Here is a 24,212-nt window from a genome sequence, read left to right on the forward strand (position 1 = left end):
GCCGGGTCACACATTGATCACCATCGGTCACGTTAGGCATACGTCGCGTGGTTGCGCGTGTGGTCGACGCCAAGGGGGTGGCGTCCGGCGGGAGGCGGGAGCGGTCGCCGCCCGCCGGACGCGGGCCTCAGGTCAGCCGGGTGGTGAGCCGGTCGGCGACCTCGGTCACATGGGGGTCGTTCAGGATGGTGAAGTGGGTGCCGGGGGACGGGTGGATGTCGAGCGTGCCGGCGTAGAGGGAGCCGATGCGGTCGCGTACACGGTCGGCCGCCGCCGGGTCGGCGCCGGCCTTGAAGACGACGGCGTCGCAGGGCACCGGGCGGGGTGCGTGGCGGAGCATCGCGCGGACGTTGCGCTGGAAGGCGCGGCGGTAGAGGCGTTGGTCGCCGCCCATGCGCTGGATGTCCGGGCGGCGGCCCAGGGCGGCCTGTGCCTGGTAGCGCAGGCCCTGGGCGAGCAGGGCCGGGACGGTGTATTGGGGGCGGCCGTGGGTGTCGACGGGATAGCCGTCGATGCCCAGGACGAGGTCGACCGTGTGGCCGGCCTCGATCAGCCGGCGTGCCACCTCGTGGGCCACCATCGCGCCCACCGACCAGCCGCCCACCCGGTAGGGCCCCTCGGGCCGGGCCCGCAGGATCACGTCCACGTGGTGCGCGGCCACGTCCTCGATCCGTGAGCCCGTGAAGTCCTCGCGCATCAGCGGGGACTCGATGCCGTAGCAGGGCTGGTCGTCGCCGAGCCGCTGGGCGAGGGTGCGGTAGCAGAGGGAGCTGCCGACCGCGGGTGCGGCCAGGAAGAGCGGGGGGCGGGTGCCGGTGCTGCGCAGGGGCATCAGGTCGGGGATCGGTTCCCCCGGCCTCCGCTCCGGCTCCCGGTCCCGTATCTGCTCCCGCTCCCGCGTCCGCCCTTCCTCCCGCCCGGCCGGCGCCTGCGGCCGGGACCGGACGGACGGCGCCGGTCCCCCTGCCCTCGCCCCCGTCCCCGCCCGCAGCAGCGCGCTCAGCTCCCCGAACGTCGCCGACTCCGCGAACGCGGTCAACGGCAGGGCCACGCCGGTGCGTTCCCGCACCCGGCTGACGAAGTGCACGGCCATCAGCGAGTCCCCGCCCAGCGCGAAGAAGTCGTCGCCCTCGCCGGTCGCCGGTGTGCCGAGGAGGTCCCGCCACACCTCGTCCAGCGCCACCGACGCCGGATCGGTCCAGCGGGCTTCGGTGGCCGGAGGGCGCTGGTCCGGCGCCGGGGCCTCGGCCGCGGCCTCCCGTACCGCCGGTCCGACGGGCCGGGTTCCGGGCCGGACCATCCGCAGCACCGGCGGCAGCGTCTCGTCGGCGGCCAGGGCGGGCAGCGCGGCGAGCGTCGCCGCGTCGAGGCGCGGGACCTCCACGTGCCGCCAGCCGGCCGAGCCGTCCGGCGGTGGGTCGAAGGAACGGCGCCGCTGCTCGGCGAGGACGCCCTCGACGGTGTCCGGGCCGGGCGGGTCGACGCTGACCAGCAGTGCCCGGGAATCCCCGGTGAACGCCGAGCCGAGCCCCTCCGCCGATGCCGATGCCGATGCCGACGGCTCCACCACGTGGATCAGCGTGTCGCCCCCCTCGGCCCGCCGCACCAACTCCGCGAGGGCGTCCGTCCCGTGCCCCCCGGCTCCCCCGGCCACCAGCAGCGTGTGGTCGGCCGGTCCGTCGGCCGGCAGACAGGTCACCTCGTCGAACCCCCCGTCCCGCAGAGCCGTGAGCCAGCTCTCGCGGTCCAGGTGGACCGAGTCGGTGCGCAGGTCGTCCCGGTAGTCCCACCAGCCCGGTGCCAGCCCCCAGACGAGGTGCTCCCAGCGGCTGGGCGAGGTGATCTCGACGAGGCACAGGGACCCGTCGTCGCTCAGCAGCCGGCGCAGCTGCCGGACGGCGTCGCGGACGTCGGGCGCGACGTGCAGCGAGTTGTAGGCGACGACGAGGTCGTACGTCCCCGGTGCCAGCCCCTGTTCGAGCGGGTCGCGGGTGACGTCGTAGACGGTGAAGGACATCCCGGCGGCGTCCGCGTAGCGTTCGCGGGCCCGGCGGACGAGGAGCGGGCTCACGTCGGTCACGTGGTACGACACGTGGTCGCGGGCGTCCCAGCCGTCCAGCAGGCGCCGCGCGAACCCGGCCTCGCCTGCCCCCACTTCGAGGATGCTGAGCGGGCGCCGCGCGTCCACGGGCAGCGCCCGGATCGCCTGGACCAGCGAGTCGAGGCAGGCCGCCGAGTCGCCGACGACGATCCGGTTGTCGCCCATGTGGTCGCGCAGGAAGTCGGGCCTGCCGTCCGGGTAGAGGACGGAGAGCGGGGTGCGGGTGCCGGCGAAGACGTCCGGCAGCGCGGCCACGCAGTGCTCCACGAGACGGCGCAGGCCGGGGAGTTCGGCCAGGGTCCCGCCGTCCGCGAGGGCCCGGGACACCCGGTCCGCGAAGTCGTCGGCCAGGCGCGGTGCCGGACCCGGTTCGAGCCAGCCCTCGTCCTTCAGGACGCCGAGCAGCATGTCCGTGTACCGGGGCAGCCTGCCCTGCGGGTCGAGGCGTCGGCTCAGCTCGTCGGCGTCGACCGTCTCGCCGGGAGAGACGCCGCCCGCCGACAGCAGGAACCGTCCGATCAGGCCGGCGCAGAACCGGTCGAGGGACGCGCCGAGCGCGGGGTGGGCGGACAGCCTGCCGGTGTCGGCCCAGGCCGGTACGGGTGCGAGCCCGGCGGCGACCGAGGGAAGGCGCTCACGCCGGTCGTCGGGACGGGGCGCCTCGGCGAAGGCGCCGATGTCCGTGCCGCTCGCCGCGAGGTCACGGACGAGTGCCCGCACGCCGGGCACCCCGTCCACGCCGATCGCCAGCCGCCCGGCGCCGCCCGCGGGCACCGGCGACGGCGTCAACGAGGGTGCCTCGGAGTGCCACCAGCGCCCCCCGCGCCAGGCGTACAGCCCGCGCTCGCCCCGCACCTCCGGAGCGCCGCTCGGCGCCGGCCCGTCGGCGGGTCCCAGGTCGAGCAGGACCACGCGCCCGGTCCCGGCCCACGCGGTGAGCGCCCCTGCGTCGGAGCGCACCCGCTCCCCGTCCAGCACCTCGGCGACACCGCGCCCGAGGACCAGCAGCGGCACGGAACGCTCCGCGGCGGCCCGCGCCAGCCGGGTCACCGCCTCCAGCACGCCGGGTTCCTCCTGTGCCGGCAGGACGGCCACGACCGCGCCCCCCGTCGGCAGAGCGGACAGGGCCGTCTCGGCGTCGCCCCAATCCGTGCGCCGCCGGTCGGCGTCCGGCGCGCGCAGGCTCTCGACGACCGGTCCGGGCTCGTCCGTCTCCCCCACCAGCAGCAGCACGTCGTACCGCTGCGCCGCCCGTCCCTGGGTCTGCGTCCAGCGCGGCCGGCCCAGCAGCGCCGGCCCGTCCTGCCGGGGCGGGGGCGTGACCGTCCTGCGGCGGCCGGACGCGGGCAGGTCCCGGGAGTCGAGCGGGACGGGCGGGAGCGCCGTACGCCGGGGTGTGCCGGTGAACAGGTCGGTCCATGCCGGTTCGAGTCCGCGTTCCCAGAGGCGTCCGACGGCGCCCAGGAGGCTGGCCTCCTCCTGGGCGGCGACGCGTCCGAGGGTGGGGACGGCCGTGCGGTCGCCCTCCCAGGCGGGGTGCGCGCGCAGGAAGCGGCTCATGGTGGTGCCGGGTCCGAGTTCCAGGGCCAGGGCCGACGGGCCGTCGAGCAGGGTGCCGATGCCCCGGGTGAGCTGGACGGTCGTGCACAGGTGGGCCGCCCAGTAGCCGGGGTCGGCGGCCTGTTCGTCGGTCAGCCGGTCGCCGGTGACGTTGGAGACGACCGGGACGCGCAGGGGGTGGGTGGTGACGCCGGCGAGGACCGCGCGCATGGCGTCCGCCGCGTCCGCCATGACGGCGGAGTGCGAGGCGAGGGGGGCGCGCAGGACGGTGAACTCGATGCCCTGGCGCTCCAGGTCGGCGGTGAACGCCTCGGCCGCCGCGACCCGCCCGGAGACGATCACGTGTCCGGGCGCGTCGACGGCCACGCCGACCCCGTCGTGCCGTGCGGCGAGCTCGGCGGCCCGCTCGGGGCTCATCGAGACGGCGATCATCCGTCCCTCGGGGGCCTCCGCCATGGCCTGGCCGCGCGTGTGGACGACGGTCAGGGCGTCGCTCAGGTCCCACAGGCCGGCGATGGTGGCGGCGACGTACTCGCCGCTGCTGTTGCCGAGCAGGGCGGTCGGCCGGATGTCCCAGGCGGCGAACTGCTCGGCGAGGGCGTGGCCGAGCGCGAGGAGGGCGACCTGCTGGTTGCGGGTGTCGTCGAGCCAGCCGGGGTCGGCGGCGGGGTCGAGGCCGGTGGCGACGTCGATGCCGAACCGGTCGAGGGCCTCCTCGCGGACCCGGTCGAAGGCCGTGCGGAAGCGGGGCAGCAGGGCGTGCGCGGCGCGTCCGGAACCCGCCCGCAGGACGGACTGGCCCGGCATCGTCATGACGATCCCGGCCTGCCGGGCGGCTTCGGGGCTCTGCGGGGCGCGGACGGCTACGGCGGTGCCGCGCAGCGCGTCCCAGTTCTCGCCGGCGTCGGTCACGACGTGCGCCACCCGGACCGGGAAGCGGCGCCGTGCGGTCGCCAGGGTCCACGACGTGTCGTCCAGGCGCGGGGCGTCGGGGGCGGCGAGGCGTTCGGCGAGGCTGTCGCGCAGCCGGTCGAGGCCGGCCTCGGTGGGCGCGGACAGGGGCAGCAGCCGGGGCGTGGCCGGGACCCGCTCCGGTGCCCGGCCGGGGGGCGGTGGCGGGCTCTCCAGCACGATGTGCGCGTTGGTCCCGCCGATGCCGAAGGAGCTCACGCCGGCGAACAGCGGGCCCTCGCCCGGCCAGGGCCCGGTCTCCCGGCAGACCTGGAAGGGGCTGTCGGACAGCGCTGCGGCGGGCTCCTCGAAGTGGGCGGTGGGGACGAGGGTGCGGTGGTGCAGCATCAGGGCGGTCTTGATGATCCCGGCGACCCCGGCGGCGGAGCCCGTGTGGCCGATGTTGCTCTTGACCGCGCCGAGCCAGCAGCGCTCCGGACGGGTCCCGGTGTGCGCTGTGTCGGCTGTATCGGCGAACGCGGCCTTCAGCCCGGCCAGTTCGACCGGGTCGCCGACCGCGGTGCCGGTGCCGTGGGCCTCGACGTAGCTGATGTCGTCCGAGCTGATGCCCGCCCGCTCGTGGGCCAGGGCGATCACCTCGCGCTGGCCGGGCACCGAGGGCGTGGTGTAGCCGATCTTCTCGCTGCCGTCGTTGTTGAGGGCGGACCCGCGCAGCACCGCGACGATCCGGTCGCCGTCGCGCACCGCGTCCGACAGGCGTTTGAGGACGACGATCCCGACGCCGTTGGACGGCACGGTGCCGTCGGCGGCGGCGTCGAACGGGCGGCAGCGGCCGTCCGGCGAGGCGATGCCGCCGCTGCGGTAGCGGTAGCCGCCGGCCAGGGGCAGCCGCAGGGACACCCCGCCGGCCAGCGCCGCGTCGCACTCGTGGTCGAGCAGGCTCTGTACGGCGAGATGGGTGGCGACCAGGGAGGTCGAGCACGCCGTCTGGACGGTCATCGCCGGTCCGCGCAGCCCCAGTTTGTAGGCGACCCGGGTGGCCAGGAAGTCCTTGTCCCTGGCCAGCATCTCGGTCGCCAGGTCCTCGTCGGTCTCGAAGTCGGCGCGCGGGACGTCGCAGCCGGCGTACACGCCGATCCAGGTGTCGGCGCGGCGGGTGTCGAGGCCGGCGTCCTCCAGGGCGGTGAACGCCGTCTCCAGGAAGACGCGTTGCTGGGGGTCCATCCGCGCGGCTTCGCCGGGGCTGTAGCCGAACAGGGACCAGTCGAACAGGTCGCCGCCGGGCAGGACGCCCCGCGCGGGCACGTAGTCGGGGTGCCGGGCGACCTCCTCGGCGACTCCGGCGGCCGTCAGCTCGTCGACGGTGAACCGGGAGATGCCGTCGGCGCCTTTGCGCAGGTTCTCCCAGAACGCGGACACGTCGGCGGAGCCGGGGTAGCGGCAGGCCATCCCGACGATGGCGATCCGTTCCTCGTCCGCCTCACCGGTCGCATCGGTCTGGTCCTCGGTGAACGCGTCACTCATCAGTTCTCCTCCTGGTTCTGTCGGCGCGGGCGGGTGCGGGCCGCGCGGCCGCGGCGGGCGGCGGCCCGGTGCGCGATGGTGCGTACGCCGTCGTCGGCGGCGCTGCTGCCGCCGCCCAGCGCGGTGGCCATCGAGTGGACCGTGGGGTGCTCGAACAGCCAGTGCATGGGCAGGTCCGGCCTCAGCTCCGCCCGCAGCCGGCCGTGCAGGGCGGCGAGGAGCAGGGAGTTGCCGCCGAGGTCGAAGAAGTTGTCGTGGACGCCGACCTGCGGTGTGCGCAGCACCGCGCGCCAGGCGGCGCCGACGCGCTGTTCCAGTTCGGTGCGCGGCAGTTCGCGGGGCGCCTCGCCGAGGAGGGCGGTCCGGTCGGGGCGGGGCAGGGCGCCGTAGTCGACCTTGCCGTGGGCCGTGCGGGGCAGTTCGGGCAGTTCGAGGATCACGTCGGGGACCATGAACCGGGGGAGCCGGCCGCGCAGTTCGCCGAGGATCAGCGCCGGGTCGAGGCGCCGGCCGTCGACGGGCACGGCGTAGCCGACGAGTTCGGCGGCCTCGCCGGGGAAGGCGCGGACGGCGCCGTGCGCGACGTCCGGGGCCCGGCGCAGGTGGTGTTCGATCTCGGCCGGTTCGACGCGCTGTCCGCGTACCTTGACCTGCCGGTCGAGGCGGCCGAGGTAGTCGAGGGTGCCGTCGGGCAGCCAGCGGCCGAGGTCGCCGGTGCGGTAGACGGGTTCGGGGCGCCCGTCGGGGTCGACGGCGCGGAACGCCCGCGCGGTCAGTTCGGGGTGGCGCCAGTAGCCCGCGGCCAGCGGGGTGCCGCCGATGCAGATCTCCCCGGGGACACCGGCCGGGCAGCGTTTGCCCTCGGTGTCGAGGACGTACAGCCGTGCGCCCGTCACGGGGACGCCGATCCGGCTCAGCGGCACGGGGGCGTCGACGTCGACCTGGTGGGTGCCGACGAACACGGTGGCCTCGGTGGGGCCGTACGCGTTCAGGATCCGGTAGCCGGGACGGGTCGCGGGCAGGGTGGTGATGGCGGCGCCGCCGACGATCAGCTGGCGCAGCCGGGGCAGTTCGTGCCCCAGCGACCAGATCAGTTCGGCGACGGGGGTGGCCGCCCAGGCGACGCTGACGCGCCGTTCGTCGAGCCAGGTCGCGAAGGAGTCGGGGTTCAGGGGCTGTTCGTACGGCAGGAGCACCGCGCCCGCGGCGAGCGCGGGCCACACCTCGGCCTGGGCCACGTCGAAGCCGACGCTGACGCCGTGGCTGACCCGGTCGTCGGGGCCCAGGTCCAGGAAGTCCTGTTTCCACAGGCACAGTTGGGCGAGCCCGCCGTGGGTGACGGCGGCGCCCTTGGGGCGGCCCGTGGTGCCGGAGGTGTACAGGACGTAGGCGATGTCGGCGGGGTCGGGCAGGGGGATCCGGGGCGGGCCGGCGTCCGCGCGGGCGCGTGTCACGTCGATGTGGGGCACCGGGAGCCGGCCGAGGTCGACGCCGAGCCGTGGGTCGGTGACCACGACGTGGGTGCCGAGGTCGCCGAGGACGTACTCGATCCGGTCCACCGGGTAGGCGGGGTCGATCGGGCAGTAGGCGCAGCCCGCGAGCCAGGCGGCGAGCATCGCCACGACGTAGTCGGCGCTCCGGTCGAGCAGTACCGCCACGACGGGGTCCGGGCCGCCCGCGTACGGCTTCAGCTCTTCGGCGAGTGCTCCGGCGCGGGTGAGGAGGTCCGTGTAGGTGAGGGTGGTGGTGTCGGTCTCCAGGGCGGGTGCGTGCGGCCGTTCGGTCAGGTGGCGGGCGAGGAGGGCGGGCACGGTGGTCGGCGGGTGGGGTGCGGGGCCCGACTCGTGGGCCGCGAGGGCGGTGCGCTCCTCGTCGTCCATCAGGTCCAGGGTGCTCACGGGGTGGTCGAGCTGGTCGGCGAAGCGGTCCAGGACGCGGGCGAGCAGCCGAGCCAGGCGGCGCGCGTCAACCTCGCCGATCCGGTCGCCCCGGTGGCTGAGGGTGCCCTCGATGCGGTCGCCGGTGACGCGGACGCCGAACAGCAGCCCGTACTTGACGGCCTCGCCCGCCTGTGCGGACGGTGGGGCCAGCGGGGTGAGGCCGGCGCCCGCGAACTCCCGGGCCGGTGCGCCGCCGAGGGTGCTGAGGGTGACGTCCAGGTAGGGCGTCCAGCCGGGCCTGCGGGGCGGGTTGAGCCGGTCGACGACCGACTCGAAGGCCACGTCGTGCCGGTCGAGGGTGTCGAGGACGGTGTCCCGCATCCGGTCGAGGAGGCCGCCGAGGGTGAGGTCGTCGGGGAGCGCGGACCGCAGGGCGACGGTGTTCATGCACGGGCCGATCACCCGGGACAGGGAGGCGTCGCGGTTGCCGACCGGGGTGCCGATGGTGAGGTCGTCCTGCCCGGTCCAGCGGTGCATGACCGCGGCGAGCGCCGTGGCGACCACCGTGAACCAGCTCGTGCGGTACCGGGTGCCCACCGCGGTGACCTTGGCCAGCAGGTCCGGGGCGAAGGGCAGCGGTACGACGCCGTGCGGTCCGGGCGCGGGCACCGGGCCGAGCGCCGGGTAGGCGGGGGCGCCGGTGAGCCGGTCGGCCCACCAGTCCACCAACTCCCGGCCCTCGGCGCCGGCCGCCTTGGCGCGCTGCGCGTCGATGTACGTCCGGTACTGGACGGCAGGGGGCAGTTCGGGGGCGGTGTCCGTGCCGTCGGGGCGGACCGGTTCCGTGAGCCGGTCGGCGAAGTCGGCCAGCAGCGCGCTCATCTCGTCGGCGATGTGCTGGGCGTCCGTGCGGCGGAACCTGTCGCCCCGGTAGGACAGCAGGGCGCGCAGGGGGCCGTCACCGGCGAACAGGGTGAGCGTGAGGGCGAGTTTGGCCTCGTGGGCCCAGAAGTCCTCGGGGAGCAGCTGCCGCAGTTCGGCGTCGCCGAGGGGGGTGCCGGCGGACGGCGCGGCGTTCACGTTGACGCTGACGTCCGCGTACGGCGTCCAGCCGGGCCGCTGCGGCGGGTCGAGGCGTTCGACGAGAGTGTCGAAGGGGACGCCCTGTCCGGCCATCGCGTCGAAGACGCTCTCGCGCAGGCCGCTCAGCAGGTCGCCGAGCGTCGTCTCTCCGGTCGTCCGGGAGCGCAGCACCAGGGTGTTGAGGCAGGGTCCGACGACGTCGGCCGCGCCGGGGCCCTCGCGCAGGGCGACGGGGGTGCCGATGGTCAGGTCGTCGGCCGCCGTCCAGCGGTGCAGTACGGCCGCCAGGGCGGTCGTCACCACGGTGAACCAGGTGGCCCGATGGCTCGACTGGACGGGGCGCAGCCGCTCCAGCAGGTCGGCGGGGAGCCGCAGCGGGATGTAGCCGTGGGGTTCGGCGGGCACGGGCGGGGTGATGTCGGGGTAGGCGGGGGCGCCCGCGAGGCGTTCGACGGCCTCCTCGGGAACCGTGCCTCGGGCCGCGCGCCGGGCCGCGAACTCGCGGTACTGGACGGGTGCGGGGAGGGTGGAGCCGTCGGATCCGTAGCAGGCGGCCAGGTCGCGCAGCAGCACCGGGACGGACTCGCCGTCGAAGGCCAGGTGGTGCACGCACAGGGCGAGGATCTGCTCGTCGTCGGAGAGCCGGGAGAGGGTCGCGCGCAGCATCCGGCCCGAGGCGGGGTCGAAGGGCTGCGCGGTCTCCCGGCGGATCCACTCGGTGGCCCACCGCTCGGCGCCCTCGGGGCCGTACGCGGTGGCGTCCTCGGTGGTCACCTGGGGTGTCCAGGGGGCGCCGACCACCTGGTGGACCTGGCCGAGGTGTTCCACGAAGCGGGTCCGCAGGATCTCGTGGCGGGACACCACCCGGGCCAGCGCGTCGGCGAGTTCCTGGCGGTCCAGGGTGCCGGTCACCCGCCACACCAGGTGGACCTGGTAGAGCCCGGAGTCGCCGCCGCGTTCGGCGAGCCAGGCCCGGCGCTGGAAGTCGGAGGCGGGTTCGGCGCCCGGCGGGAGGGCGGCGACGGTCCCTCCGGTGGTCTCGCGGTGGGAGTCGATCCGGTCGGCGAGGTCCTGGAGGGCGGGGTACTCGAAGACCTCCCGCAGTTTCAGCGTCACGCCGAACCGCTCGCTCACCCGGCCGACGAGCCGGGTCGCCAGCAGGGAGTGTCCGCCGACCTCGAAGAACGAGGAGGCCGCGGTGAGCGTCTCCACGTTCAGCAACTCCCGCCAGATCGCGGCGAGTTCGCTCGCGGTGGCGGTCAGCTCGACCGTCTGCCCGGTCGCGCCGTCGAGTGGTTCGCCGAGTCCGGCGAGGGCGGCGGTGTCGACCTTGCCGTTGACCGTGAGCGGGAAGCGCGGCACGGTCCTGAACGCGGCCGGCAGCATGTACTCCGGCAGCCGTTCGGCGAGGTGGCCGCGCAGCTCGGAGGAGACGGCCCCCTCCTGGCCGAGCCGCACGTACGCCACCAGGCGGCCTTCGCTGCCGCCCTCCAGCAGGACGACGGCCTCGGCGACCGCCGGGTGCGTGGCGAGCGCGGTCTCGATCTCGCCGGGCTCGACGCGGTAGCCCCGCAGTTTGATCTGCGCGTCGGCGCGGCCGACGAACTCGACGGTGCCGTCCGGGAGATGGCGTGCGAGGTCCCCGCTGCGGAACAGCCGGCCGCCGCCGAACGGGTCGAGCACGAACCGCTGGGCGTTCAGCTCGGGGCGCTTCAGATAGCCGGGGGTGACCCCGTCGCCGCCGATGTACAGCTCCCCCACCGCGCCGACGGGCAGCAGCCGCCGCCCGGTGTGCCGGTCCAGGACGCGCAGGCTGCCGGTGGGCAGCGGGACGCCGACGTTGCTCACGTCCCCGGCGATGTCCTGGTCGGTCAGCCGGTGGACGGTGGCGTGCACGGTGATCTCGGTGATGCCGTACATGTTGACCAGTTCGGCCCGCGGGTGGGCGCGGTGCCAGTCGGCGAGGGTCCCGGGCTGGAGTTTCTCCCCGCCGAAGACGACGTACCGCAGGCGCGGGAGGGTCACGTTCCGCTCGCGGCCGTGCCGGACGAACTCGGCGAACGCGCTGGGCGTCTGGTTCAGGACGGTGACGCCCTCGCGGCGTACGACGTCGGTGAAGCGGCTGACGTCGCGGGCCGCGTCCTTGCCGATCACGACGAGGCGGCCGCCGTGGGCGAGGCAGCCGAAGACCTCCCACACGGAGAAGTCGAAGGCGTAGGAGTGGAAGAAGCTCCACACGTCGTCCGGGCCGAAGGCGAACGGGAAGCGGTCGTTGGTGAGCAGCCGGACCACGTTGCGGTGGGTGATCGGCACGCCCTTGGGGCGGCCCGTGGTGCCGGAGGTGTAGATGACGTACGCGGTGTCCCCGGGCGTCGTGTCCGGGGGTGTCGGGGCGGCGGGCTGGGTGCCGACGCGCAGCAGTTCGGCCAGGTCGAGGACCTCGGCGCCGTGGGCCAGGGAGCGGGCCTTGGCGCGGGCGGCGGGGTCGTTCACGATGATCAGGCGGGTCCCGGAGTCCTCGACGATCAGCTCCGTACGGGCCGCCGGGGCGCCGGGGTCCAGCGGCAGGTAGGCGCCGCCGGAGGCGAGGACGCCCAGCATGGCGCGGACCTGGTCGGCCCCCCGGTCGAGGAAGAGCGCGACGAACTCGCCGGGCCGTACGCCTCTGGCGGCCAGGGCGCGGGCCATCGCGTCGGCGTCGGCGGTCAGTTCGCCGTACGTCAGGTGCTGGTCCCCGTCGGTGACGGCGACGGCGTCGGGGCGGGCCTCGGCCGCCTCGTGGATGAGGGCGTGCAGGGTGGTGTCGGGGTAGTGGGCGGCCGTGTCGTTCCAGCGCTCCAGCTGGGTGCGGCGTTCGTCGTCGGTGAGGGGTTCGAGGTCGTCCACCGGGCGGGCGGGGTCGGCCGTGACCTGTTCCAGGAGCCGGGTGAGGTGGGTGGCCAGCGCGGTCAGCTGCCACTCGTCGAAGTACAGGGCGTTGTAGAGCAGGCGGGCGGTGTGGCCGCCGGGTCCTGACTCCACGAAGAGGTGCAGGTCGTACTTGCCCTCGCCGGTGACGAGTTCGGCGGGGGCGGCGTGCGGGGCGCGGGGGCGGTACTGGAAGAGGACGTCGAACAGGGCGGTGCGGCTCATGTCCTTGCCGGGGGCGACGTCCAGGACGACGTCCTCGAAGAGGGCCGTGCCGTGGGCGCGGGCTTCGCCGAGGCGGGTGGCGACCTCGCCGGTCCAGGTGTGGAAGGGGCGGTCCGGCGGGACGTCGAGACGCAGGGGCAGGAGGTTCGTCAGGGGGCCGACCGTCGTGCGGTCCGCTTCGCCGCGCAGGTCGTGGGTGAGGCCGACGACCAGGTCGCGCTGGCCGGAGTACCAGCTGAGGGTGGCGGTGAAGGCGGCCAGGAGGAGGGCCTCGGCGCTGGCCTCCGCGCCGGGATCCGCGCCGGGGAAGGAGGTCAGCCGCTCCTCGGCGGGCAGGGCGACGGGGACGGACCGCTCCTCGTAGACGTGGATGGCGGCGCGGGGGCGGGCCAGCGGCAGGGCCAGGGGTTCGGCCGTCCGCCGGAGGGGGCCGGCGAGGAACGCCTGGTCGCGGCGGGCGCGGTCGGGGTCGCGGCGCTGGTGCCAGGAGCGGTGGTCGGTGCCGGTGAGGGGGGTGGCTCCGGTTTCGGACGGTGCCTGGTGCGGCGGGGTGGCTCCGGTTTCGGACGGTGCCTGGTGCGGCGGGGTGGCTCCGGTTTCTGCCAGTCCTGTGAGGAGTTCGGCGATGAGGAGGTCCAGGGAGGTGCGGTCGACGACCGCCTGGTGGCCGACGAGGGCGAGCAGGGCGCCGTTCTCGTCGGGCTGTACGGCGATCCGCAGGGCCGGGCCCGTGCCGAGGTCGAAGGGGTGGCTCACCCAGGCCGGGAGCGCGCCGGGGGCGAGGTGGTCGACGGTCACCGGGGCCGGTGCGGCGATGCGCTGCACGAATCCGTCCGGGGTCTGCGCGAGCCGGGCGCGCAGGATCTCGTGTCGGGCGAACAGGGCGGTCGCCAGGGCGTCGAGGCGGGCCGGGTCGGGGGTCTCGGACAGCCGGTGGACGGCCGCCTGGTTGTGGTAGACGGGCGGGTGGGGGTAGACGGTGCCGTTCTCGAACGTGTCGATGAACGCCATGCGTTCCTGGTGGGGGGTGGCCCGGACCGTGGTGGTGACGTCCGGGTCGCGGGGGTCCGGCGCCGCCGCCCTGCGGTAGAAGTGCTCCAGGTCGTCGAGGAAGGGCTGTTCGGAACCGGCGTCCCACACCAGGTGGTGGACGCACAGCGAGAAGACCTGCTCGTCGTCGGCCACCCGGATCAGCGACGCGGTCAGCGGCCTGCCCGCGGCGAGGTCGAAGGCGTGTCCGGCGTCCTCCTCCAGCAGTGCGTTCAGCCGGCGGGACCTGTCCTCCTCGGCGAGGGGGCGCAGGTCCTCCTGGCGGAGCCCGGGTGTCCACGGCTCCCCGACCGCCTGGCCGAGCACGCCCGCGTCGTCGAGGAACCGGGTGCGCAGGATCTCGTGCCGCTCGACCACGTCCTCCAGGGCGCGGGCGAGTGCGCCGGCGTCCAGTGCGGGGCGGATCCGCCAGGCCAGGGGGACGTTGTAGAGGCCGGTGCCGGGTTCGAGGCGTTCGGCGAACCAGATGCGCTCCTGGAACCCGGCGGCCGGGAGGAGTCCGGCCGCCGGAGGGGGCAGGCCGGGGCCGGTGGTGCTGGTGTCGTGGTCGATGCTCACGAGGCGTCCCCTTCGGTGGAGCCGGAGTGTGTGGGCGCGTGGGTGTCGTGGAAGACGCCCGACGGCCGGGAGGGGTCCGTCAGGCGGGCGGCGACGGCCGCGTGGTCGGGTTCCTCGCCGCTCTCCGCGTGGCGGGCCGCCGTCCAGGCGTCGGTGACGCGGCGGCGGGCGTCGGCGCAGAAGACGTCGGCGAGGTCGCGCGCCGAGGGGTCGCCGTCGTCGGCGAGGGACGCGGCGCGGGCGAGGACGACGGCCATCGTCAGGATCTCGTTGACGATCCGGTTGACGGAGATGACGGTCCGCTCGCGGGCGAGCAGTTCCTCGCTGGTCGTGTGCCGTTCGCGCAGCCGCAGCAGGAACCGCGCCAGTTCCTTGGTCTGCGCCGTGGCGTACCGCGCGTGTTCGACGCAGCGGTCGTCCAGCCGGCCGGTGCCCAGGCCGGTCAGGTCCACCGGGGCGTCGAGGTCGTCCGCGACCTGCGGCTCGGGGTAGTAGGTGGGCAGGATGGTCCGGCCGGCCCAGAAGTCGAGCTGGAAGTCCACGCCGCCGGAGATCCTGAGGCCGCGCGCGTCGCGTACGGCGCGCTCCAGCGGTACCGGCACCGCGCCCCGGCGCTCCTTGCTGGGGCCGGTCTCGAAGCCCTCGGCGGCCAGCAGCGACATGGTCCGGTCCAGGACCCGCCAGGCGGCGACGGAGCTGATGTTCTTGACGGCGAGCTGCTCGAACGCCGTGTTGACGGGGCCGCCCGGTCCCGGGCGCAGCATCGTCCAGCTGGTGAGGGTGTCGATGGCGAAGGTGTCGGCGGCGGTCTCGGCCAGCAGCCGCCGGATCTCGTCGTAGTGCGCGAGCGGCCGGCCGTCGACCGAGCGGCGGGCGGCGAAGTCGCGGGACCAGGCGGTGCCGAGCCGGGCGAAGGCGAGGGAGGGGGCGGCGATCAGGTAGTTGCGGCCGAGCAGGGTGGCCAGCGTCGAGGTGGGGGTCATCCGGCCCGAGTAGGCGGGTTCGGCGAGCATCTGGGTACGGGGGACGCGCATCGCGTCGAAGGTGAAGCCGCCGTTGGGGAACCCCTTGAGGCCCATGAACTCGTGCTCCGCGCGCACGGTCAGGCCGGGGGTGTCCGTGTCGGCGAAGAACAGCCGCCGTACCGGGGTGCCGTCGTCCTGGGTGACGGTCGCCGAGATGATCACGACGTCGGCGACGGGCGCGTTGCCCACGAACACCTTCTCGCCGGTGATCAGGAAGGCGTCGCCGTCGTCCACGGGGACGGCGACCGTCTCGCGGGAGGTGTTCGCGGCGCCCCGCGGCTCGGTGTCCGCGGTGCACGACAGCGAGCCCCGGGCGACCCGGTCGCGGACGAAGTCCCGCAGCGGGCCCTCGGGGAGGTGCGGCAGGTAGGCGCTGATGCCGATGGCGTTGTCGATGGCGAGGATCAGCGCGACCGGGAGCGAACGGGCCGCCACCTCGCCGATCACGCGGAAGATGTTGCGGGGGCTGAGCCCTCGGCCGCCGACCGCCGGGTCCGCGCCGAGCTTGGCCAGGCCGCGTTCGCGTACCTCCCGCAGGAAGCCGGCCGGCAGTTCGCGGGTGGCGTCCAGGTGCTCGGGGTCGATCCACTCGTCCAGGAACCGGGTGATCTCCGTCAGCGCCCGGTCGCCTTCGGCCCGGTCCGCCGCGTCCTGGACAGGGAACGGGTCGAGCAGGTCCCAGCGGAGTTTTCCGGTGTACAGCTCTTCCAGAAAACTCGGCGCATCAGGATTGCTGAGCAGAGTCCGCCCGGATGTCATGACCTTCTCCTATTCCAGGGTCCACGAAATTCGGATTCTTCAAGTTCTTCGGGAAAAGACGATCTCCGGAAACGATGCCGCAGGCCAGAGGCGCGAACAATGGGAGAACTCGCAGTCCACGGGGTGGAACTGGAAGATCTGGCAGTGCGCCGTGGACCCGATTCCGTTTTTTTCCAGTCCCGGCGGATTACCTGGCGGCGGACGCCGTCACGCTTTTATCGTCGAGTCCGGCCGGATTCCCGAAAATAGAGCGAGGTGTATTCCGCAGTGAGTATTGATCAGGCGATCAGCGCGCCCCGGGCGCTCACGTCGACGGAACGTGAGCTGATCGAGGTCTGGCAGGAGCTGCTCGGCGTGGACGACCTGGGTCCTGACGAGGACTTCTTCTCCCGGGGCGGGCATTCGCTGCTCGCCATCCGGTCGATGATCCGGCTCAAGGAGCGGCTGGGCACCGACGTGCCGTATCCGGTGATCGCCGCCCACCCGACCCCCGGGGAGCTGGCGGCCTGGATCGACGAGCACCGTACGGACGCGGCCGGCTCCCCCGCCGCGCCCGCCGGCCCGAGCCGTCAGGACCGGGGCGTTCCGGCCCCGCTGTCGCCGGCGCAGGAGCAGATCTGGATCCTCCAGCAGCTCCACCCGGACAGCTCCAGCTACCACTTCCAGGCCCGCCTGGACTTCGACGGCGACCTGGCCACCGACGCTCTGCGGGCGGCGCTGAACGCCGTCATGGAGCGGCACGAGGTCTTCCGTACCTCGGTCCGGCTCGCCGACGACGGCTCCCCGGTGCAGCTGGTCCACCCCTACGAGCCGTACGACCTGCCCGTCACCGATCTGAGCGGCCTGGACGACGCCCGCCAGGACGCGCTGGACGCGCTGACCGCCGAGATCCTGGCGGAGCGGTTCGACCTGGAGCGCCCGCCGCTGGTGCGCTGGCACCTGATCCGGCTCGGCGCCGGTGAGCACGTCCTGATGATCGTGGAGCACCATCTGATCCACGACGGCTGGTCCTTCAACGTGTTCCTCGGGGAACTCGCCGAGAACTACCGGCGCGTGAAGGCCGGCCGGGCCCCGCGGACCGAGGCGCGCGCCATCGACTTCGTCGACCTCGCCGTCTGGCAGCGCGAACGGCTCGACTCCGGTGACCGTGAGCGTCAGCTCGCGTACTGGTCCGAGCGGTTCGCCACCCCGCCCGCCCCGCTCGACCTGCCCCTGGACCGGCCCCGGCCCGAGGTGCCGAGCCACCGGGGACGGGCGCTGCGCATCCCGCTGGACGCGGAACTCGGCGCGGGGCTGCGCTCGTTCGCGCGGGAGCAGGGTGTCTCGCTCTACCTCACCCTGTTCTCCGGCTGGCTGGCCGAGCTGAACCGGCTGACGGGGCAGCGCGACCTGTGCGTGGGCAGCTCCCTCGCCAACCGGGTCCTGCCCGAGACGCAGCAGCTGATCGGGATGCTGGTCAACAACCTCCCGATGCGGGTGGAGGTCGACCCCGGGCGGCCGGTCACCGACGTGCTGCGCGCGGCCCGCCGGACCGTGGTCGAGGCGCAGGCCCACCCGGACGTGCCCTTCCACCAGATCCTCGCCGCCTCGCAGCGCCGCCGCGACGTCTCGCGCAACGCCTTCTTCCAGGTCAGCTTCGGCTTCCACGACGCCCCCCTGGCCTCCCTCGCGCTGCCCGGCGTACGGATGACGGTGACCGAGGGCATCTCGAACGGGTCGGCGAAGTTCGACATGAACATCGTCGTGGTCCCCCGGCTCGAACAGGGCCTCGGGGCCGGGCACGGCGAGCACGGCGAGTCGATCACGCTCATCTGGGAGTACGCGACCGACCTGTTCGACGAGGCGACCGTGCAGCGGCTCGCGGCCTCGTACCAGGACACCCTGCGCTGGATCGTCCAGCACCCCGACACCCCCCTTGAGGAGTTCACCGTGACCGCCCCCGCCGTGCCCGAGACCATCGAGGACGTCATCGCCGAGATCTGGAGCGAGCTGCTCGGACAGCCGGTCACCGGCCCCGACGCCGACTTCCTCGAACTCGGCGGCCACTCGATGCTCGCCATCCGCAGCGCGGCCCGGCTCGGGGAGCGCCTCGGTGTGCAGGTCGCCGCGCTGGAGGTGCTGCGGCACCCGACGGTGGGCGAACTGGCCGCCCGTATCCGGCAGTCGGGCGACAGCCCGGAAGCCGCGCGCTGATGCGGGCCGGGAAGTTCGCCGGGCCCGCGCACCAGGACTTCCGGCGGCTGTGGGCCGGCCAGACCATCAGCCAGCTGGGCAGCCAGATCACCCCGATCGTGCTGCCGCTGCTGGCCATCGGCGAACTGCACGCGGACAACGCCGGTGTCGCCGGGCTGGTGACCGCGCAGTTCCTGCCGTTCCTGCTGCTCGGTCTGCCCGCCGGGGTGTGGGTGGACCGGCTCGCCCGCCGCCGGGTCCTCATCGTCTGCGACCTCGGCCGCGCCCTGGTCCTGGCCACCGTGCCGGTCGCGTTCCTCCTGGACGCCGTCTCGATGCCGCTGCTGTACGCGGTGGCCTGTCTGCACGGCGCGCTGACCGTGTTCTTCGACGTCGCCTATCAGACGTACCTGCCCGAGATCGTCGAGCGGGACCGGCTCGCGGACGCCAACGGGAAGCTGGAGCTGAGCCGCTCCGGGGCGCAGATCGCCGGGCCGGGGCTCGCGGGTCTGCTGGTCTCCTGGCTGCGGGCGCCCCTGGTGCTGGTCGCCGACGTCGTCTCCTATCTGCTGTCCGCGTTCTTCCTGTGGCGCATCGAGGCCAGGCCGGCCGCGCCGCCGGCCGCGCCCGCCGAGCGCCGGCTGTTCGCGGAGGTCGCGGCCGCGCTGCGCTGGATCCTCCGGCACCGCACGCTCGCGCCGCTCGTGGCCTGCCTGGCGCTGCTCAACTTCTTCTCCGGCGGCATCATGTACGCCCTGCTCATCCCGTACGCCGTGCGGGAGCTGGGGATGTCCGCGGGGACGGCGGGGCTGCTGCTCGGGCTGAGCAACGCCGGGTTCGTGGCGGGCGCGCTCGTCGCGGGCCGGATCGGCAAGCGGTTCGGGGTCAGGCGGACCCTGATCGGCGCCGTCGCGGCGAACGTGGGCGGGATGGCGCTGCTGCCGCTGGCTCCGGGCACCCAGCCGGAGGCCGTCTTCCTGGCGGGCATGACCGTCGCCTGGTTCGGAGCCGTCGTCTTCAACATCCATCAGGTGACGCTCCGCCAGACGATCACTCCTCAGGAGCTGCTCGGCCGGGTCAACGCCTCGATCCGGTTCGTGATCTGGGGGGTGATCCCGCTCGGCGCGACCACCGGCGGCTTCCTGGCCTCGCGCACCGGACTGCACACCACGTTCTGGATCGCGGCGGTCGGCGGGGCGCTCGGCCTCGTGGTCCTCGTCGTGGCCGCGCTGACGGGCCGCACGTTCTCGCCCGACCCCGACCCCGACCCCGACCCCGAAGCCGACGCCGACGCCGCCCCTGACACCGGCCCCGCCCCCGAATCCCGCGCCGCCTCCACGGCCCCTCCCGCCCCCGACCCCGATGCCGACGAAAGGCACATCCCGGCATGACCATCCAGAGCCTCGTCCACGAACACGCCCTGGCCGCCCCCGACCACCTCGCGGTGTCCGGCCCCGACGGCACCCTCACCTACCGGCAGCTCGACGCCGCCGCGGAGGCGGTCGCGGCCGGGCTGCGTGCCCTGCCCGACGCGAGCGACGTCGTCTTCGTCGACCTCGCCCCGTCCGTACGCCGGGTCGCCGCCCTGCTGGGCGTGGTGCGCTCCGGGCGCGCGTACGCCGTCGCCGACCCCGGCTGGCCGGCGGAGGTGCGCGCCGAGATGACCGAGCTGCTCGCCGTCCGTCTCACGGTGACCGACGCCGACGGGCCCGGGGCCTGGTCCCCGCCGTCCCTCGCGGAGCTGCTCGCCGCACCCGACGCGCCCGCCCCGGCGCCGGGCGACGACGACGCCCCGGCCTGTCTGCTGTTCACCTCCGGCACCACGGGCACCCCCAAGGCGGTGCTCTGCCCGCACCGGGGCGTGATCCGGATGTTCCACCCCGAGCCGCTGATCGGCTTCGCCGACCGTCCCGTGGTCCCGCAACTCGCCCAGCTGCAGTGGGACATGGGCAACTACGAGATGTGGGGCGCGCTGCTCAGCGGCGGTACCGTCCTGGTCACCGACACGCCGTACATCACGCCCGACACGCTGTCCCTGATGGTCGAGGAGCACGGCGCGGACAACCTGTTCCTCACGACCGCGCTGTTCAACCTGCTGGTGGACGAGGGGATCGGCTGTTTCTCCGGGTTCGCCCAGGTGATGACCGGTGGCGAGCGCGTCTCGGTGCCGCACATGGGGCGCTTCCTGGACGAGCACCCGGGCATCCGGCTCGTCGTCGCCTACGGGCCGGTCGAGAACAGCATGCTGACGACCGTGCACACCACCCGCCGCCACGACCTGGACGACCCGCACGGCATCCCCGTCGGTGTCCCGGTCCCCGGCACCGAGATCTTCGTCCTCGACGGCGACGGCAGGCAGTGCCCGACGGGCGAGGCGGGCGAGCTGTACACCGGGGGCGCGGGGGTCGCGCTGGGTTACGTGGGCCGTCCCGAGCTGGTCGCGGAGCGGTTCGTCGACCTGGAGGTCGGCGGTGCGGTGCGCCGGCTGTACCGCACCGGGGACAAGTGCCTCATGGGTGACGACGGTCTGCTGCGGTTCGTCGGGCGGACCGACCGGCAGGTCAAGATCCGGGGCCAGCGCATCGAGCTCGACGGTGTCGAGGCCGCCCTCGGCCGGCTGCCGGGCGTGCGCACGGTGGCCGTCCGGGTGGTCCGGGACCAGTTCGACAGCGTCGTCGGGCTCACGGCGTACTACGTGCCGGACGGCGCGTCCCCGGCGGACGCGCGGGCCGTGCGCGGCACGGCGCTCGCGACGCTGCCGGCGAACCATGTGCCGGGCCGCTTCGTCCCGGTCGAGTCGATGCCGATGACGGTGCGGGGCAAGGTCGACTACAAGGCACTGGAGACGGTGTGACCGAGGCAGGGAGGGCCGGCCGCTGGGTGCGGCGGCCCGTTCCCCGGCCCCGGGCCAGGGGCCGGCTGGTGTGCTTCCCGTGCGCGGGCTCCGGGGCCATGATGTACCGGCCCTGGCAGCGGCTGCTCCCCGACGACCTGGAACTGTGCCTGGTGCAGCCGCCGGGGCGGGAGGACCGGGCCGGGGAGCCCGCCCTGACCCGGGCCTCGGACGTCGTCGACGGGATGCTGCCCGAGGTGTCCGGCCTCCTGGACCTGCCGACGCTGTTCTTCGGGCACAGCATGGGCGCCCTCCTCGCGCACACGCTCACGCTGCGCCTGCGTGAGGAGGGGCTCCCCGGCCCCCGGCACCTGTTCGTCTCCGCCCGCCCCGCGCCCCATCTCCCGCACCGGGGTCCGGCCCGCCACCTGCTCCCCGACCGGGACCTCACCGAGGTGCTGCGCGCCCTGGGCGGCATGCCCGAGGAGGCGTTCGCGCTCCCCGAGCTGATGGCGATGATGCTGCCGCTGGTCAGGGCCGACTTCACGCTCTCCGAGACCCACCGGCAGCCGCCCGGCACCCGCCCGCTGGAGACCCCGGTCACCGCTCTCGGCGGTCTTTGCGACCCCTTCGTCCCGGCGGACGACCTGCGCGCCTGGCGGGAGGCGACCGACGGCCCCTTCGCCGCCCACCTCTTCCAGGGCGGTCACTTCTACCTCCACGACGTCCTGGAGCACGTCGTCCGCATCGTCCTGGCGGAACACGAGTCCCCCGCCCTCACCCACACCGGGAACCCCCAGTGACCACAACGGCAGTCCCCCACATCGAGCTGAAACCGACTTCTCGTCCCCTGCCCGCCGCCGAACGCGCGGCGCTGATGGCCGCCCCCGGCTTCGGCCGCCACTTCACCGACCACATGGTGACGGTCCGCTGGAGCGAGGGACGCGGCTGGTACGACGCCGAGCTCGTCCCCTTCGCCCCGCTGTCCCTGTCTCCCGCCAACATGACCCTGCACTACGCGCAGACGATCTTCGAAGGGCTGAAGGCGTTCCGTCAGCCCGACGGGTCGGCGGCGGTGTTCCGCCCGGAGCGCAACGCCCGCCGGTTCCGGGAGTCCGCCCGCAGGCTCGCGATGCCCGAGCTGCCCGAGGACCTGTTCCTCGCCGCGCTCGACGCGCTGGTCGCGCAGGAGGACGCCTGGGTGCCCGAGGGCCGGGAGACCTCTCTCTATCTGCGCCCGTTCATGATCGCGACCGAGGCGGGCCTCGGCATCAGGCCCGCCGGTGAGTACCTGTTCGTCCTGATCGCCTCGCCGGCGGGCGCGTACTTCCCCGAGGGTGTCAGGCCGCTGTCGGTCTGGCTCTGCGAGGACTACGTCCGCGCCGCCCCCGGCGGCACCGGCGCCGCCAAGTGCGGCGGCAACTACGCCGCCTCCCTGGTCGCCCAGGCCCAGGCCGCCGAGCGGGGCTGCGACCAGGTGGTCTGGCTGGACGCGATCGAGCGCCGCTGGATCGAGGAGATGGGCGGCATGAACCTCTGTTTCGTGTACGGCGACCGCATCGTCACCCCGGAGCTGAGCGGTTCCCTGCTGCCCGGCGTGACCCGCGGCTCGCTCCTCCAGGTCGCCGCCGACCTCGGGTACGAGGCCCGCGAGAGCCGGATCAGCGCGGCGGACTGGCGCCAGGGCTGCGCGGACGGCCGTATCACCGAGGTCTTCGCCTGCGGGACCGCCGCCGTCATCACCCCGGTCGGCACGGTCCGCTCCGCGGGCGGCGACTGGACGGTCGGCGACGGCGGAGCGGGCCCGGTGACCACGCGCCTGCGCGAGGCCCTGCTCGACATCCAGACGGGCCGCACCCCCGACACCCACGGCTGGATGCGCCGCCTCGGCGCCTGACAGCCTCGCCCCGGACCCCGTGAGGAGTCGTCGTCACCATGACCACCGCACCGAACGACAGTTTCCACGTCCTCGACACCACGCTCCGCGACGGAGCGCAGGCCGAGGGCATCAACCTCACCGTCAACGACAAGCTCGCCGTCGCCCGCCTCCTCGACGGCTTCGGCGTGGGTTTCATCGAGGGCGGCTGGCCCGGCGCCAACCCCCGCGACACCGAGTTCTTCCGGCGTGCCGCGCGGGAGATCGAGTTCCGGCACGCCGAGCTCGTCGCGTTCGGCGCCACCCGCAAGGCCGGTGTCCCGGTCGAGGAGGACCCGCAGGTCGCGGCGCTGCTGGCGGCCCAGACGCCGGTGATCACCCTGGTCGCCAAGGCGCACGACCGGCATGTGGAACTCGCGCTGCGCACCACCCCGGCGGAGAACCTCCGGATGATCGCCGACACCGTCCGCCATCTGCGCGCGCACGGCCGCCGGGTCTTCGTCGACTGCGAGCACTTCTTCGACGGCCACCGCGCCGACCCCGCGTACGCCACCGAGGTGGTGCGCACCGCCCACGAGGCGGGCGCCGCCGTCGTCGTCCTGTGCGACACCAACGGGGGCATGCTTCCCTCGCAGGTGCACGCCGTGGTCTCCGCCGTGCTGCGCACGACCGGGGCCCGCCTCGGCATCCACACCCAGGACGACTCGGGCTGCGCGGTCGCCAACACGCTGGCCGCCGTGGAGGCGGGCGCCACACACGTGCAGTGCACGGCGGGCGGCTACGGCGAACGCGTCGGCAACGCCGACCTGTTCCCGGTGGTCGCGGCCCTGGAGCTGAAGCAGGGCCGTACGGTGCTGCCGGCCGGCGCGCTCGCGCGGATGACCCGCGTCGCGCACGCCGTCGCGGAGATCACCGGCATGCCGTCGCCGGCCCACGAGGCGTACGTCGGTGCCTCGGCCTTCGCGCACAAGGCGGGACTGCACGCCTCCGCGATCAAGGTGGATCCCGATCTGTACCAGCACATCGACCCGGCCCTGGTCGGCAACAGCATGCGGACGCTGGTGTCCGACATGGCGGGCCGCGCCTCGATCGAGCTCAAGGCCAGGGAGCTGGGCATCGACCTCGGTGACGACCGGCTGGCCTCGGGCCGGGTCGTCACCCGCGTCAAGGAGCGCGAACTGCGCGGGTACGCGTACGAATCGGCCGACGCGTCCCTGGAGCTGCTGATCCGCGCGGAGACCGGGGGGCTGCGGCGGCCCTTCGAGGTGGAGCACTGGCGGGTCGTCGTCGAGAAACGGGGTCCGAGCGAGTCCGTCAACCAGGCCACCGTCGCGCTGCGTGTGGCCGGCCGCTCGCTCATCACCTCGGCCGAGGCGCCGGGCCCGGTGCACGCCCTGGACCTGGCGGTCAGGCGCGGTCTCGGCGAGGCGTTCCCGCGGCTGCCGAGCCTGCGGCTGGTCGACTACAAGGCCCGGATGTTCGACGACGCGGGCGGCACGGGCTCCACCACCCGTGTCCTGCTGACGCTGACGGACGGGGCGGCGCAGTGGTCGACGGTGGGGGTGGGCCGGGACGTGATCGCGGCCTCCTGGCAGGCGCTGGACGACGCGTACGTGTACGGCCTGCTGCGGGCCGCGCCCCACGATCCGGCCCGGCGGGCGGAGGTGGCCGTCGCGACCTGAGCCGGACCGGAACGCGGCGAACGGCCCTTTTGGGCCAGGCCGGATCAGGCCACCTGTGAGCGGTG

At 74.3% G+C, this 24,212-nt stretch carries 9 protein-coding genes; 6 read left to right on the plus strand and 3 right to left on the minus strand.

The window, feature by feature from the left end:
• Nucleotides 1-127 precede the first annotated feature (127 nt).
• Genes ACLZOT_RS22700 through ACLZOT_RS22710 form a run of 3 tightly spaced genes read right to left on the minus strand, consistent with a single transcriptional unit; the run spans nucleotide 128 to nucleotide 15,584 of the window.
• Entirely contained in the window at nucleotides 128-6,097 is a 5,970-nt protein-coding gene (locus ACLZOT_RS22700; RefSeq protein ID WP_416970840.1) for a type I polyketide synthase, read from the minus strand.
• Nucleotides 6,097-13,800, minus strand: coding sequence for an amino acid adenylation domain-containing protein (locus tag ACLZOT_RS22705; protein WP_416970841.1), 7,704 nt, complete (start codon nucleotides 13,798-13,800; stop codon nucleotides 6,097-6,099). The genes ACLZOT_RS22700 and ACLZOT_RS22705 overlap by 1 nt, the downstream gene beginning before the upstream one ends.
• A complete protein-coding gene (locus ACLZOT_RS22710) occupies nucleotides 13,797-15,584 on the minus strand; it encodes an acyl-CoA dehydrogenase family protein (protein WP_416970842.1) in 1,788 nt (595 codons plus the stop codon). Before ACLZOT_RS22710 ends, ACLZOT_RS22705 begins: the two co-directional genes overlap by 4 nt.
• 267 nt (nucleotides 15,585-15,851) lie before the next feature.
• Here ACLZOT_RS22710 and ACLZOT_RS22715 point away from each other — a divergent pair, with 267 nt between their 5' ends.
• The 6 genes from ACLZOT_RS22715 to cimA are packed head-to-tail and all read left to right on the plus strand — an operon-like array spanning nucleotide 15,852 to nucleotide 24,147.
• Entirely contained in the window at nucleotides 15,852-17,777 is a 1,926-nt protein-coding gene (locus ACLZOT_RS22715) for a condensation domain-containing protein (RefSeq protein ID WP_416970843.1), read from the plus strand.
• Nucleotides 17,777-19,147, plus strand: coding sequence for an MFS transporter (locus ACLZOT_RS22720; RefSeq protein ID WP_416970844.1), 1,371 nt, complete (start codon nucleotides 17,777-17,779; stop codon nucleotides 19,145-19,147). The genes ACLZOT_RS22715 and ACLZOT_RS22720 overlap by 1 nt, the downstream gene beginning before the upstream one ends.
• Entirely contained in the window at nucleotides 19,144-20,610 is a 1,467-nt protein-coding gene (locus ACLZOT_RS22725) for an AMP-binding protein (RefSeq protein WP_416970845.1), read from the plus strand. The genes ACLZOT_RS22720 and ACLZOT_RS22725 overlap by 4 nt, the downstream gene beginning before the upstream one ends.
• The gene (locus ACLZOT_RS22730) at nucleotides 20,607-21,392 is read left to right on the plus strand and encodes a thioesterase II family protein (protein WP_416970846.1); all 786 of its coding nucleotides are present in this window, start codon (nucleotides 20,607-20,609) and stop codon (nucleotides 21,390-21,392) included. Before ACLZOT_RS22725 ends, ACLZOT_RS22730 begins: the two co-directional genes overlap by 4 nt.
• Complete coding sequence (locus ACLZOT_RS22735) at nucleotides 21,389-22,486, plus strand: branched-chain amino acid aminotransferase (protein WP_416970847.1); 1,098 nt, start codon at nucleotides 21,389-21,391, stop codon at nucleotides 22,484-22,486. The genes ACLZOT_RS22730 and ACLZOT_RS22735 overlap by 4 nt, the downstream gene beginning before the upstream one ends.
• A 38-nt stretch (nucleotides 22,487-22,524) precedes the next feature.
• Nucleotides 22,525-24,147 carry a citramalate synthase gene (gene cimA, locus ACLZOT_RS22740; protein ID WP_416970848.1) on the plus strand — a complete coding sequence of 541 codons (1,623 nt, stop codon included), beginning with the start codon at nucleotides 22,525-22,527 and terminating at the stop codon, nucleotides 24,145-24,147.
• Nucleotides 24,148-24,212: the final 65 nt, after the last annotated feature.

Origin of the sequence: Streptomyces sp. 4F14 (genome assembly GCF_048159485.1) — a bacterium.
GTDB lineage: Bacteria > Actinomycetota > Actinomycetes > Streptomycetales > Streptomycetaceae > Streptomyces.